The sequence below is a fragment of the Hyalangium minutum genome (genome assembly GCF_000737315.1).
Classification (GTDB): Bacteria; Myxococcota; Myxococcia; order Myxococcales; family Myxococcaceae; genus Hyalangium; species Hyalangium minutum.
In genome coordinates, this window is record NZ_JMCB01000002.1 from 372,955 (window position 1) to 385,638 (window position 12,684).

Consider the following 12,684-nt stretch of genomic DNA (forward strand, 5'->3'; position numbering starts at 1 on the left):
GATTCGCCGTGTGACGGCGGGGCAACAGCTCTCAATTTGAGAGGACGAGACCTCAAGGCGAGGAGGGTCTGGCGGATGTGCTGCTGGGGTCGAGCTAAGCAGGTTCTGCTTGGATTGCAGATCCCTGCTCACCTCATGCCGTGCCAGAGTGCCGCCATGCCCTCCTCCAAAGACCCTGTCTGCTCACGCTGGCATTTGCTGGGAGTCTCGACCGTGCTCGCCCTCACGGCGGCGGGCTGCGATCCCGTCGCTGCCAGCGCTCCCGCTGCGCCGCAGGCGCCTCTCACCCAGGCGGCCCAGAGGCTGAACTGCGAGGGCAGCGAGGTGAGCGGCTCATGCGAGTTCTACCAGGTGGCCGAGGCCGAGGCCGACACCTACGTCAAGATCGGGTCCCAGCGTGAGCAGGACAAAAACTATGGCCACGAGGCCAGCTTCGCCGTCAGCGGCTGGTACTATACGTACGGCTACCTCCGCTTCAACCTGGGCAACCTCCCCGCTGGCGTGCAGGTCCACTCAGTGAAGCTCTCGGCCACGGCCTTCAAGGGGTACTCCCAGAACGGTGATGGCAACGTCTACGCGTACCTGGTCCCGAACAACTCGTGGAATGAGTACTACCTGACCTGGAACTACCGGCCGTGGGAAGTCGGAGATCCGCTGGGCTCATGGTTCCTGTGGTACCCCGTCGGCGACAGGACCGAGGACAAGGTCGGCGTGAACGCGGATCCGAGCCTCATCCCGGTCGTCCAGAACGCCGCGAATGCCACGGATCGGCGGATCTCGTTCCTGCTCCGGATCAATGGCGCGTACAACACGACCTACTACTCGCGCGAGGAGGCGGTCGCCTCGAGGCGCCCCAAGCTCCAGGTCGGCTACGTCTGGCCGGCCCTCACGTCCGAGGACGCCTGGGCGAGCGCGAGCCCCGCGCCTCTCGCCCTCACGAAGCAGTCCGCGACGCTGCTGGCGGATGGCCGGGTGCTGGTGGCGGGAGGAGCCGACTCCGTGGGGTGGACGGCCAGTGCGGCGGTCTACTCGCCCGCCACGCGCACCTGGGCGTCCACGGCCTCCATGTTCGTGAAGCGCTATGGACACGGCGCCACGCTCCTGAGCTCCGGCGAGGTGCTCGTCACGGGCGGGGAGATCAGCAACGTTCCCACTGCGACCACCGAGCGCTACAGCGCCACCACCGGCACCTGGAGCGCCGCTGCCGCGATGTCGCAGCCCCGCTTCCGCCACACCGTGACGGTGCTGAACGATGGGCGGCTGCTGGTGGCCGGTGGCTTCGATGGAACCACTGGGATTGCGACCACGGAGTTCTACGCGCCGAGCTCTGGCACCTGGACGCCGGGGCCCTCCATGTCCACGCGCCGCTTCGGGCACACCGCGACCCTGCTGCCCGATGGGCGAGTGCTGGTGGCGGGCGGACACACCGGTGGGCAGGCGCTCGCCACCGCCGAGCTCTATGATCCGGCCACCAACACCTGGTCGGCCACCGGCACAATGAGCTCCAGCCACCACGGGCACGCAGCGGCTTTGCTTCCGGACGGCCGGGTTCTCGTGGCGAGCGGACTGACGCCCGGAGGACTCCCCACGCCGATCTCCGAGCTGTACAATCCCGCCACCGGGACGTGGGCGGCCACGGGCTCACTGACCACGGCGCGCAGCGAGTTCACCCTCGCAATGCTGCCCTCGGGCCGGGTGCTGGTGCTGGGCGGCATCAGCGGCTCGGGAGCAGTCACCTCCACGGTTGAGAGCTACGATGTCACCACGGGCACCTGGACGCAGGCCCCCGTGATGGGCACCGCGCGCCGCAACCTCTCGGCCACGGTGCTGCCCGAGGGGCGCATCCTTGTCGTCGGGGGGCAGCAGGATGGCACCACCGTGCCGCTCTCCTCCGCCGAGCTCTTCACGCCAGCAGGGGGACCCTGACCGATCACCCCCGAGGTCAAGGCGGTAGACTGCGCATCCATGGAGCCATCGAAGTCAGGCGGGTTGAGCTCGATACGCACCGTGTTGCGGATCGGTGCGGGGATCGTCGTGGGTGGGGGTCTGCTCGTGGGAGTGGTGTTCTGGGCCGTCTACGGGTGGGTTCGGGACTCGGCGCCCAGCCAGGCGGCGCAGGTGTTCCTCTCCGAGCACCCCATAGTCCAGGCCGATCTCGGGGAGCACATCCGGCTGAGTGGAATGCTGCAGGGGAAGTTCTCCGACCAGAGGCAGACCGGCTCCGCCAGGTTCACCTTGCCGCTGAGCGGGAGCCTGGGAAAGGGCATGGCCGAGGTTCAGCTGGCGAAGGATGGAGGCCTGTGGCGGGTGACGTCCGGCTTCTATCAAGGACGGGATGGAGTGCGTCGGGAACTGGTCGCGCAGGAGGAGGAAGGGGACGACAGCCGGAAGCAGCTGGTGCATGCCCACAGGCTCTACAAGTCGGGCAAGAGCCAGGAGGCGATCGCGGAGTTGAACGCGCTGCTGGAGCGATTCCCGGACGACGCGGAGGCCCTGTATTGGAGGGCGCAGATCCGGGCGAGGCTTGGAGAGAACGACGCGGCGCGCGAGGACATCCTCCGAGCGGTGGCTTTGAAGGTGGACTTGAGAGAGGCCTACCAGCTCCACGACTCCCTGCTGGCGCGAGAGCACCGGTGGGAGGAGATCATCCACGCCTGGACCGAGTACCTGGAGCGCCACCCGGAAGATGACGTGGCGCTGCTGGAGCGCGCAGGAACCTGGCACCACCAGGGCGACGAGGCGCGGGCCCTGGAGGATCTGAAGCGCTCGTGCGAGCTGGACAATGCCCAGGCCTGCGCGCTGCACAGGCGACAGACAGGGCAGTGAGCGAGGGGCTCGCTCACCTATTTCGCAGGACGGGCAAGCCCCTGCCCTCCCCGTTGATCCCCAGAAGGCTTGGAGATGCTGCATGCACTCGAAAGTGGCTCACCCTCGAACTCGTTTCTCGTCAGTCGCTGCTCTCTTCGCCACGGTCCTCGCCCTCTCTGTCGGCAGACCCACCGCCCACGCGGGGACGGAGCTCCAAGCACCGACGCAAGGCCTCGTCGGCCTGCTCGAACTGCCTGAGATCCTGGGAACCAGCGACCCGGCCGGACCTCCTGGGCAGGTGCAGGCCCAGGGCTCCGGCCGCGTTTCCGTGTTGGCCCGGCCCGATGCGAAGTCGCCCGTCGTGGCGCTGCTCGACGTGACGGGAATTACGGACCCGGCCGGGAAGCGGCTGTGCTCCTGGCGTTCAGAGACACCCAGCGCCACGCTCTGTGCCACCCTCGAACATGACTATGAAGCGGTGTCCCTGCTTGTGTATCGGACAAGCGGGGAGGGCTGGTTCGAGATCGCGCTCGACGGCCAAGGCAAGGCTCGCGGCTGGGTGAAGAGCTCGCCCCGAGCCACCTTCCGCCCCCTCGCTGTGCTCTTTCGCGATCGTCTGACGTACTTGACTCCAAGCTGGGACAGGACGCTGGCGCCGAAGCCCGGCGGAGCGGCCGCGCCGGGAGCCCCTCGGCCGGCCTTGAAACAGCCGGAGCCGGCCGTTCGGGTCAAATCGACGGCCACCGTCCGAGGCAAGCTCTGGCTCGAGGTGGACATCCTGGATGGCGTGTGCGGACAGAGTGATTCACCGAAGGTGCTCTCCTCCGGTTGGGTGCCGGCGCACTCGCAGGCGGACGGGAGGCTCGTCGTCTGGTTCTACTCCCGGGGCTGCTGAGCGGCCGTGACAACCGCTGCAGCGCCAATGCCGGTAGGATGCGCGCTTCCTCCCCAGGTGCAGTCATGGCTGCAGTGATTCTCGAAGCCCGCTGTGTCGCCCCCTTCGTCGTCCGGCTCCGCTTCAGCGATGGGCAAGAGGGCGAGGCGAACCTCAAGCCCTGCCTCTTCGATTGGGAAGCGGCGCGCGTGCCTGAGCTCTCCTCCGAGACGCGCGACTGGCTGCGCTCGCCGGAGAACTTTCAGACCGTCCGCGTGGACCCTGCGACGGGCACGCTCGCCTGGGGCGACAGGCGGCCGTTCAGTGCGTACCTGCTGTACTGGCGCGTGGAGAGGCATCGGGTGACGGCAGTCATCCGCTCGAAGGATGGGGCCGTCCTCTCCACCCAGGCGCTCGGCGGGAGGCACGAGGCCTGGACGAAGGGGCTCACCCTCGGGCGAGCCGAAACCAACATCGTCGTCGTGGATCAGGAAGGTGTGGCGCCGCACCACGCTCGGGTGACTATCGGCGGCGGTCATCACCCTCGCTATTTCATCGAGGTGGTGGAGGGAGAGACGGCCGCCGGAGGGACCCGTTCGTTCACGCCCGGCGAGCGCTGGAGTGTCCCCGCGCGGCAGCCGCTCCGGCTGGAGATGGGCGCCTGCACCGTGGAGATCGAGTGAGCACGGCTAGGTGACGAGGCGCCCCGCGCGAGCGAGCCGGAGCAAGCCAGCGCGGGCCTCGGACCACTGCCGCGTCAGCGCCTCAGACGGCTCGCCGAGCCTGCTCGTCGCGTCGAGCAGCGGGAACGTCGAGGCCATCGCGCGTGGGCTGGGCGAGCGATCGGCCGTCGGGAGAATGGTGGTTTTCCCGGCATGGACCTGTCGCTCGACGCGCACGACGCCGTCGGGCCAGCGCTCGACGAGGGCATTGACGACGGTGGAGACGGCGGCCTCCGGCAGTGGCTGCCCGGTCGCCTCGGCCCACCGCACCAGGACTGCGAGCCCACGCAGCACATCGTAGAAGTAGAAGCGCGGGAACGTGAGCGCGCGCCAGGCCACCGCCGCGTCGCGCTCCTCTGCGTTGTGCACGGACCGCGAGCCGTGGATGAGGGCACGATCGATCATGAAGCCCCCAGCGCGAGCGACAAAGGCGCGCTGCTCGCTCGCCCCGGCTCCGCCGAGCAGCATGGCCTCGAGCGGCGCGACAGTCCCGACCATCGAGCTCGGGCACTCGCCGGTCTGGAGGTACGCGGTGTTGTCGCAGTTGAGGCCGCCATCGGCCATCTGGTACCGCACGAACCAGGGCTTGACCCAGGGCAGCGCGCTTTCGACGTCGATGCCGCACGCGGCCAGCACTGGGTACATCGTTCCGAGGGCGCAATGACAGGCGCTGTCGCGCTGCAGGTCGGCGCCCGGAGCATCGCTCGGGTGGATCGGGAAGAGGTGCAAGAGCCGATTGATCCTCGTGGCCATTGCCGCGGAGGTCCGCGCCGGGATCTGGCGTGCTTCGCCGAGCTCGTGGAGCAGCAGCATGTGCCACCACGGGGAGTTCCACTTGGGCCAGTACGGATCGAGCTCGATGCCGCGTAGCGCGGCGTCCGAGCCGAGGTAGGCGACGGAATCGGCGATCCCATGCTCGACTTCAGCGCTCCGGAGCGGGGTGGAGCTGGGAACGGCGGCAAGGTTCTCAAGATTGATCATCATCGGCGGCTCTGGCTCAAGAAGCCTCTTAATGGGGGAGCCACCCCCGGGCGAGTGCTATTTCAGCCGGAGGCGCTCACGCGCCTCGTGCCACGCCGGGGGAATGGACCCACGCCCCGTGTGCAGCACGACGATGCCGCCCACGATGGCGCACGTGGTGTCACGATCCCCGAGCCCAGAGACCGTGGCCCACAGTGCCTCCGCGTAGTCGTCCAGGTGGCGTGCCGCGCACCACACGCAGAAGGGCACCGTATCCTCGGAGATGACCCGCGACCCGCTGCCCAGCTCCTTCGCCGCGACTGCCGGCGATGCCTCGAGCGGCAGCGCTCGTGCTTTCTCCAGCCCTCTGCGCGTGGCTCCCGGTGGGGTGTGCTCCAGCACCGCGTCGAAGAGCTGACGCGCCGAGGGGTTCCTCTCCCGCTCCTGCCAGGCCCAGGCGGCCGCCACAGCGACGGCGATGGCCCCCGCCTGCCCCTCTGGATGGAAGTGCGTCACCTCCGCGGAGGCTCGGGCCTCGGACACCGCCCGGGCCAGATCGTCCGCGAAGTAGGCCCCCAGCGGCGCCACGCGCATGGCACCGCCGTTCCCCATGGAGCCCGTCCCCCCGAAGACTCGCGAGGAGACTCTGCGCCACGGCTCGCCCTCGTGGATCGCCTGGAGGATCTCGTGCGCCGTGCCCCCATAGCCTCGGTAGGGATTCTCGCGGTAGCGGGCGCCGAAGACCCTCGCGAGCTGATCCGGGTCTACCCGCCCATGCTCCTCCAGCACCTGGACGAGACCCAATGCCATCTCCGTGTCGTCTGTGTAGCCCCACGGTGGCTTGGGCAGGGCCCGCTGCTCGAGCATTGGCACCAGGGTCGACGGAGGCAGGAAGAACCGCTCGCCGAACGCATCCCCTACGGACAATCCCTCCAGCGAGAGCAGGGCGCGCTCCATTCGTACAGCATGGTCGGCAGGTTTCGAGATCGTCATGCCGCATGGTCCAACGGCGGGTGGCTAAGTGTCAATAAAACACTAACTAAAGGTGAAGGCGTCTTCCTCGGTCTGGCGGTGGACCCGCCTCACAAGGTAGGGTTGCATCCTCCCTACCTGCAAGGACACCCCATGCACGACGACCTGCCGCCCCTCGGCGCGACCGTGGGCCCATGGCTCATCCTCAACCGCGTCGACTCGGGCTCTTATGGGGTGGTGTTCCATGCACGGCGCACCCACGCTCCCGAGTCGCCGCCCGTGGCGCTGAAGGTCGCCAAGCAACCTGAAGATCCTCGCTTCGAGCGGGAGACCGAGGTGCTTCAGCGCAGCCACCACCCGTCCATTCCGCGCTTCGAGGGCATGGGGCTGTGGATGGGACCGTCAGGCTGCGGCTACCCCTACCTGGCCATGGAGTCCGTGGAGGGCGTCACCCTCTATCGCTGGTTCCAGGAGCAACCGCGCTCCAGTCTGGACGTGCTGCGGGTGGTGGTGCAGTTGGCGGGGGCCCTGGCGTCCGCGCACGGCCGAGGCATCCTCCACCGTGACGTGAAGGGCGACAACATCCGCGTTACTCCTGCGGGCCGGGCGGTGCTCCTGGACTGGGGGAGCTGCTGGCTGCCCACGGCCCGGCCTCTGACGGACACGCCGGTGCCTCCGGGGACCAGCGCCTACCGCCCACCCGAGCAGCGCGGGTTCATGTACGCCTTCCACAAGGACATGGAGGCGCGGTGGGCGTCCCGGCCTGCGGATGATCTGTACGCCCTCGGAGTCACCCTCTACCGGCTTGTCACGGGGACGTACTTGCCTCCCTGTACGGATGGGATGGGCTTGGTGGAGGTGGAGGTGCCCAAGCCCTCGGAGAGGGTGACGGTGAGCCCCGAGCTCGAGGCGCTCATCCTGCGGCTGCTCTCGGATGACCGGCAGGCTCGGGGCACGGCGGAGCAGCTCGTGCGCGAGGCGCTGGAGTGGGTGCAGGCGGCCGGAACGGATGCGCGAGAGCCCATCCTTCCCAAGCACAGCGCGCCCTGTACCGAGGAGGGGCAGGTCTCTTCAGATGGCTCATGCGACGAAGAGATTCTCTCGGATACCGAACCCACCCCCCCGTGTAGAGCGCGCCAGCGGTTCCCCACCTTCCCTGTATTGGGGGCCGCGTTCATGTTGGGGGCTCTCGTCATGGCACTGCTGCCAATGAGAAGGCAGCCCGTGACAGAGGAGCCGTCCGCGCCATGGATGGCCACGCCGCAGGAGGTGGAGCAGTTCACCCCAGACGGGGGTGTCGGCGAGGAGGCCTTGTCGAGCGTTCAAAATGTGCCTCGTGCAGCCGTTCCCACCAGTTTTCTCGGCTTGCGGATGCAGAAGGAGCCGCTGCCCGGGCAGAAAAAGCCGCCGTGCGAACCGGAGATTCAGACGGTCATCAACGGCGGATGTTGGGTAGGTCCACTTGGCAGGAGAAAGCCACCGTGTGGCTCCGAGGCGTTTGACTACGACGATGGCTGTTACATGCCCGTGTTCCCCGCGCCCCGCCAGCCCACCTCGGAGCCGCCGTGACGCTCATTCATCCAATGCCTCGAGCTCGGAGGTCGCCCACATTTGCCAGGCGGCTCCAGGTTTCACGCGAAAATGCAGAAAGTGTCTCCGGGCGTTGTTAGATGCTCCGCCCGCTGCGACTCACCGGCAGCCGGCTTGAATGAGGGGATGACCGTGACGGAGAACACCACCCAGCGCATCTCGGATGCGGCGCTGGCGCACCTGGGGTTGCGGCTGGTGCTGGGCATCAATATCGCCGTCCATGGACTCGTACGGGTGCCCGCGCCGGTCGCCTTCGCCGAGGGGATGGTCAAGGGCTTCGCGGAGACGCCGCTGCCCGCGCCGCTCGTGCTCGCCTTCGGTGTCACGCTGCCCTTCATCGAGCTCGCCGTGGGGGTGGCTGTGCTGCTCGGATTGCGCCTGCGCTGGGCGCTGTTCGGCGGGCTGCTCGTCATGGCCGGGCTGACCTTCGGGACGTGCTTGCAGCAGAACTGGAACAACGCGGGGCTGCAGCTCACATATGCAGTGGCTTACGCGGCGCTGCTCGCCACCGTCGCTCACGCGCGGTTCACGCTGGATGGGACGCTGGAGCGGCGTACGCGCTCATGAGTGAAGCGCCTTCGGCCCGTCCTCGCTGGACCCTGCCCCCCATCCCCGCGGTGCTCCTGGCTGTCGTGAGCGTGCAGGGCGGCGCCGCCTTCGCGAAGGAGCTGTTCCCTGTGCTCGGTTCGGCGGGCACGGCGGGCATGCGCATTGGGTTGTCCTCGCTTCTGCTGTTCGCGGCTTTCAGGCCGCGGCTCGCGCAGTTCACGCGCGCGCAGTGGGCCGCGGTCATCCCCTATGGGGTGGTGCTCGGCACGATGAACCTGAGCTTCTACAAGGCGCTCGAGCGCATTCCCCTGGGACTGGCTGTCACGTTGGAGTTCGCCGGTCCCCTGGGCGTCGCGGTGTTCGGGTCGCGGCGCGCCTCGGACTTCCTGTGGGTGGTGCTCGCGGCGGCCGGCATCGCCTTTATCGCGCCGTGGCGCGGAGACGTCGGCGCCGTGGACTCGGTGGGGGTGCTGCTGGCGCTCTTCGCCGGAGGATGCTGGGCGGCCTACATCGTGCTCGGCGGGCGCGTGGCCAAGGTGCTCCCCGGTGGGGGGAGCGTCGCGACGGGGATGCTGTTCGGCTCGCTGACGGTCCTGCCTTTCTCGTTCGCGGAGGGACTCGCGACACGGCTGACGCCTTCGCTGGTCGCGGCGTCCCTGGCGGTCGCGCTGCTCTCCAGCGCGGTGCCATACACCCTGGAGATGTCGGCGCTGCGGGTGCTGTCGAGCCGCACCTTCGGCATCCTGATGAGCCTGGAGCCAGCGGTGGCGGCCCTCGCGGGCTGGGTGTTCCTGCGAGAGCAGCTCACCGGGACGCAGTGGCTCGCGCTGGTGTGCGTGAGTGCTGCGTCCGCGGGAGCCGCGCTCACCGCTCGCCGTGGGCCTCCGCCTGTGGAGGCCTGACACGGCGGTTCGGTCCTCCCTGAGCGGGAGTCCTGGAGCCAACAGGGGCTCTTGAATCAGCAGCCGGTGTTGGCGCCGGCGCTCACGCCGAGCTTGCCCGTGAAGTTGAGGTAGTTGTTCACGCGGCTCTGGACCTGGCCGGGGTTCTTGCCGCCGCACTCCAGCGCACCGTTGATGGTGCGGATGGTCTCGCCAAAGCCCCGGTTGTTCACCATGGCGTCGTGCCCCGTCATGGAGCCCGCGCCCGTCTGCGTCATCCAGAACCACAGGCCCGTGCGCCAGGCGACGTTCGCATCGCGCGCCACGAGGTCCGGGTCATCCCTGAGGTTGAGGCCCAGCGCGTTGCCCGCCGCGCAGTAGTTGCCGTTCCACGACAGCTGGATGGGGCCACGGCCGTAGTACCGCTTGCCCGCCGCGCAGTAGCAGCCCGGGGGGCCCCAGCTCGGGTCGCACATGTCGCTCTTGTTGATCTCCTCGGTGTACACGAGCCCGCCTGTCTCGTGCGCCACGTTGGCCAGGAAGGCGGCAACCTCGCGCTTGCGCGTGTCCGTGTCGCCCGTGGTGGCGAAGGCGGGGAAGGTGCTGGCCGCGGCCACCAGCGCCGAGTAGCTGTAGAAGCCGTTGCGGCCGGGGAACATGGAGTTGAAGGTGGCCTCGCTCAGGATGGCGGCCAGGCCCGTGCCCGTGGGAGGGGGCGTGGTGCCACCGCTCACCTTGTCCAGGGTGAAGAGCTGGTTGGGGCCGCCCGAGTACGGGTACTGCACGTAGATGGTGCCGTTGTTGGACGAGCCCCAGTACAGGTCGATGGCCATGCCCGTGTGGCGCGGGTGGAAGCTGAACTGGTTGTTACCGCGGGCGATGAACTGGAATTGCTGGTTGGCGCCGCCCAAGTACGACCACTGGTGGACCTCGGCGTTCTGGGCGGTGCTCACCTCCTTGATGTCGAGCCCCTTGCCACTGTTGACGTTGATGATCTTCCAGAAGCCATCGGAGGTGGGGGAGATGTGGAACTTCTGGGCATTGGTGCCATTGCAATCCCACTGCTGGACCTTGGCGCCATCGGCGGTGCTGGAGGAGGCGACGTCAACGCACTTGCCCGTCATGGCGGAGCGGATGACATAGTCGCCCTCGGAGAGGCTGGACACGATGGCGGCGCTCTCCAACTGGGAGAGTGGCTCCAAGGTCTCCATCTCGTTGGCGCCACATCCGCCCAGTCCAATCACACCCAACAACGATATACAGCGCAGCATGCTCATTCGGGACACTTGGTTCTCCTTGGGGGTAAGTGAAGCTGGCGGCCCCCAAAGCATTCCGCGTGCCAAACCTGTCTTCTTCCGGATAGACCTGAATTCAATGCTTTAGCTGCTTAGCTGGGCTTCTTCCCTGGTGACAACTGTTATCGCCATGGTGACGGCACTCACCAGACACAAAAAAGCTGCGGGAGCGCGGCGGGGTGCGTCAAGGAGGGCGTCATGCGCCGCAACCGGCCGTTCATCCGCCGTTCATCTTTCTCCGACACGTTTTGCCTGTTAACTCAACGCAACAGGGTGGGAGCGCCGATGTCGTGGAGAGTTGTGGTGCCGTGGTGGTTGATGGCGGTCCTCGTGGGGGCGTGCGCCTCGTCCGCTCCGTCTGAGCGCCCGGTGGGGCCGCCGCCCAAGGTCCTCTTCCAATCTCCCCTCGCGCTGCTGCTCGAGCACCACACCGAGCTGGAGCTCACCACTGAGCAGTTGATTGAGCTGGACCGGAGGGAAGCCGCCCTTCAGGAGAAGAACCGGCCCCTGCGCGAGAAGCTCCAGATGGGGCGAGGACGTGATCCGGAGCAGGGAGAGGCTCCACCGCCCGGAGGAGGCATCAGTGGCGGCCGAGGGGACCCCAGTGGCATGAGGGGGCACGGCATGGGCGGCATGGGCGGCCGTGGCATGGGCGGTAGGGGCGGCAGGGGCAGCGGCATGGGCGGGGGGCCTCGGCGCGAAGGGGCTCCCGAGGGCGAAGAGGCCCTGAAGCAGCGACAGGCCGTGCTGCGCGAGATGGAGGACAACGAGTCCGCTGCCTACAACGACGCCGAGCCCCTCCTGAACGAAGAGCAGAAGGCGAAGGCTCGCGAGCTTGTCTCGCGGCAGCGCGAGGAGCGGATCCGCATTCGTGACGAAGGGCCAGCCGGACGGGCCCGCCCGTGAGGCTGGGAAGTGCCCAGCCTCCGAGGAAGCTCCTGGCCTCCTCAGTAATGGATGCGAGCGCTCTGGGCTCGATGGCCCGAGTAGTTCAAGTCTTCCCGGTCACTCCCGGTGAACTGCAGGTCAGCGGCATCCCCCTCGTTGTAGGTCACCGTGTGGCCATGCGATGAGGTCGCCGCCGCATTGAAGAAGAGGAAGTCGATGCGGCCTCCCGCCCCGCCCGTCCAGTTGTCCTCCAGGCAGCTCTGGCTCCCGGAGCAGGCTTCGTAGATCGGATCGTTCCAGCCGTAGTCGATCGTGCTCGCAATGTGGGCGTTCGCTTGCTTGTACCAGTCCTTGTAGCCGTTGCTGCCGGAGTCGCTCTCGTTGGAGTCGACACCCCAGACCATCAGGTTGGTGCCGCTGATCCCCCGCATCTTCGTGTCCGTGAGCTGGATGTTCTTCTCGGCGCACCCGGGGTCCGAGGCCGGTCCCTCCTGGTTGGTGGGCCAGTGCGACGAGCCGACGACGACCTTCTTGCCGGTGATGAGGTCCGTGAAGGCCATGCGCACGCCAATGGAGCGCGCCTGGGTGTTCATCACGCACGAGCCGTTGGCGCCCTTGTAGACCTGCCACGTCGCCTTCGTGCCCGAGATGGGCTGCAGGCGTCCGGTGCGATAGATGATGGCGTTGGTCTGGTAATCCTTCGCGGCGCCACAGGGGCTGTTCATGGCATCCGGGTTCGCCTCGGCCACGATGGAGGAGTACAGGCCGGGCAGGTTGTCCTCTATGAACTTCGCGAGCGTGGCCGCCTGGGTGGCGCCACTCATCTGGTGGACGATGAAGACGTCGGGCGAGTACGCCTGCGTCTTCATGTAATAGATGAGGTCCTGCCAGTCCCCCGCGCATTGATCGCTGGCGGTCGGCAGGTTCTCGTAGTTCACGTTGTAGACCACCAGGAAGCCGGTGTTCTCGTTCACGCCGATCGCCTGGGGCACCGTGCCCAGCGCGCCGGACTCCTCCACGCCTTCTGCTTCGACGCCTCCACAGCCCGCCACGCACAGCGAGACCAGCACCAGGACCGCAACCTTGAAGTTCATGGGCACCTTCACCGCCATTCGAGCTGAGGGATTCAGGCTCGATAGGAAGGA

The 12,684-nt window shown here is 67.6% G+C and carries 12 protein-coding genes; 8 read left to right on the top strand and 4 right to left on the bottom strand.

All coding sequences use genetic code 11. The features are described from left to right. The first annotated feature begins 213 nt into the window (after nucleotides 1-213). From DB31_RS05245 to DB31_RS05260, 4 genes are all read left to right on the top strand, one after another. Nucleotides 214-1,926 (top strand): DNRLRE domain-containing protein, encoded by a 1,713-nt coding sequence (locus tag DB31_RS05245; protein WP_044183946.1) that lies wholly within the window; start codon nucleotides 214-216, stop codon nucleotides 1,924-1,926. Between the two features lie 81 nt (nucleotides 1,927-2,007). Further along, entirely contained in the window at nucleotides 2,008-2,826 is an 819-nt protein-coding gene (locus DB31_RS05250; RefSeq protein ID WP_169787008.1) for a tetratricopeptide repeat protein, read from the top strand. A gap of 82 nt (nucleotides 2,827-2,908) precedes the next feature. Beyond that, a complete protein-coding gene (locus tag DB31_RS05255; RefSeq protein ID WP_044183130.1) occupies nucleotides 2,909-3,703 on the top strand; it encodes a hypothetical protein in 795 nt (264 codons plus the stop codon). A gap of 65 nt (nucleotides 3,704-3,768) precedes the next feature. Then, nucleotides 3,769-4,365: an FHA domain-containing protein gene (locus DB31_RS05260; RefSeq protein WP_044183134.1), complete on the top strand. Its 597-nt coding sequence runs from the start codon at nucleotides 3,769-3,771 to the stop codon at nucleotides 4,363-4,365. A gap of 6 nt (nucleotides 4,366-4,371) precedes the next feature. Here the strand turns inward: DB31_RS05260 and DB31_RS05265 are convergent, their stop codons facing one another. Continuing rightward, nucleotides 4,372-5,388 carry a hypothetical protein gene (locus DB31_RS05265; protein ID WP_044183137.1) on the bottom strand — a complete coding sequence of 339 codons (1,017 nt, stop codon included), beginning with the start codon at nucleotides 5,386-5,388 and terminating at the stop codon, nucleotides 4,372-4,374. Between the two features lie 54 nt (nucleotides 5,389-5,442). Next, nucleotides 5,443-6,357 (bottom strand): ADP-ribosylglycohydrolase family protein, encoded by a 915-nt coding sequence (locus tag DB31_RS05270; RefSeq protein WP_044183140.1) that lies wholly within the window; start codon nucleotides 6,355-6,357, stop codon nucleotides 5,443-5,445. A 132-nt stretch (nucleotides 6,358-6,489) separates the two neighbouring features. Between DB31_RS05270 and DB31_RS05275 the strand changes: the two genes are divergently transcribed. The 3 genes from DB31_RS05275 to DB31_RS05285 all read left to right on the top strand — a co-directional run bounded on the left by DB31_RS05275 (nucleotide 6,490) and on the right by DB31_RS05285 (nucleotide 9,377). Further along, nucleotides 6,490-7,905, top strand: coding sequence for a serine/threonine protein kinase (locus DB31_RS05275; protein WP_044183143.1), 1,416 nt, complete (start codon nucleotides 6,490-6,492; stop codon nucleotides 7,903-7,905). A gap of 153 nt (nucleotides 7,906-8,058) precedes the next feature. Further along, complete coding sequence (locus tag DB31_RS05280) at nucleotides 8,059-8,493, top strand: DoxX family protein (RefSeq protein ID WP_240486535.1); 435 nt, start codon at nucleotides 8,059-8,061, stop codon at nucleotides 8,491-8,493. Continuing rightward, nucleotides 8,490-9,377, top strand: a complete 888-nt coding sequence (locus DB31_RS05285) for an EamA family transporter (protein ID WP_044183150.1) — start codon at nucleotides 8,490-8,492, stop codon at nucleotides 9,375-9,377. Before DB31_RS05280 ends, DB31_RS05285 begins: the two co-directional genes overlap by 4 nt. A 56-nt stretch (nucleotides 9,378-9,433) precedes the next feature. Here the strand turns inward: DB31_RS05285 and DB31_RS05290 are convergent, their stop codons facing one another. Continuing rightward, complete coding sequence (locus DB31_RS05290; protein ID WP_420806668.1) at nucleotides 9,434-10,627, bottom strand: glycoside hydrolase family 19 protein; 1,194 nt, start codon at nucleotides 10,625-10,627, stop codon at nucleotides 9,434-9,436. A 309-nt stretch (nucleotides 10,628-10,936) separates the two neighbouring features. On the opposite strand from DB31_RS05290, the gene DB31_RS49880 reads away from it, so the two are divergent. Next, nucleotides 10,937-11,557: a hypothetical protein gene (locus DB31_RS49880; RefSeq protein ID WP_205628467.1), complete on the top strand. Its 621-nt coding sequence runs from the start codon at nucleotides 10,937-10,939 to the stop codon at nucleotides 11,555-11,557. A 41-nt stretch (nucleotides 11,558-11,598) separates the two neighbouring features. On the opposite strand, the gene DB31_RS05300 is transcribed toward DB31_RS49880, so the two are convergent. Continuing rightward, the gene (locus tag DB31_RS05300; RefSeq protein WP_157231838.1) at nucleotides 11,599-12,633 is read right to left on the bottom strand and encodes a hypothetical protein; all 1,035 of its coding nucleotides are present in this window, start codon (nucleotides 12,631-12,633) and stop codon (nucleotides 11,599-11,601) included. Nucleotides 12,634-12,684: the final 51 nt, after the last annotated feature.

Coding starts and splice junctions, on each gene's coding strand:
- DB31_RS05265 (WP_044183137.1), bottom strand. CDS start 5,388: ATGATGATCAATCTTGAGAACCTTGCCGCCGTTCCCAGCTCCACCCCG.
- DB31_RS05275 (WP_044183143.1), top strand. CDS start 6,490: ATGCACGACGACCTGCCGCCCCTCGGCGCGACCGTGGGCCCATGGCTC.
- DB31_RS05255 (WP_044183130.1), top strand. CDS start 2,909: ATGCACTCGAAAGTGGCTCACCCTCGAACTCGTTTCTCGTCAGTCGCT.
- DB31_RS05300 (WP_157231838.1), bottom strand. CDS start 12,633: ATGAACTTCAAGGTTGCGGTCCTGGTGCTGGTCTCGCTGTGCGTGGCG.
- DB31_RS05290 (WP_420806668.1), bottom strand. CDS start 10,627: ATGCTGCGCTGTATATCGTTGTTGGGTGTGATTGGACTGGGCGGATGT.
- DB31_RS05270 (WP_044183140.1), bottom strand. CDS start 6,357: ATGACGATCTCGAAACCTGCCGACCATGCTGTACGAATGGAGCGCGCC.
- DB31_RS49880 (WP_205628467.1), top strand. CDS start 10,937: ATGTCGTGGAGAGTTGTGGTGCCGTGGTGGTTGATGGCGGTCCTCGTG.
- DB31_RS05285 (WP_044183150.1), top strand. CDS start 8,490: ATGAGTGAAGCGCCTTCGGCCCGTCCTCGCTGGACCCTGCCCCCCATC.
- DB31_RS05260 (WP_044183134.1), top strand. CDS start 3,769: ATGGCTGCAGTGATTCTCGAAGCCCGCTGTGTCGCCCCCTTCGTCGTC.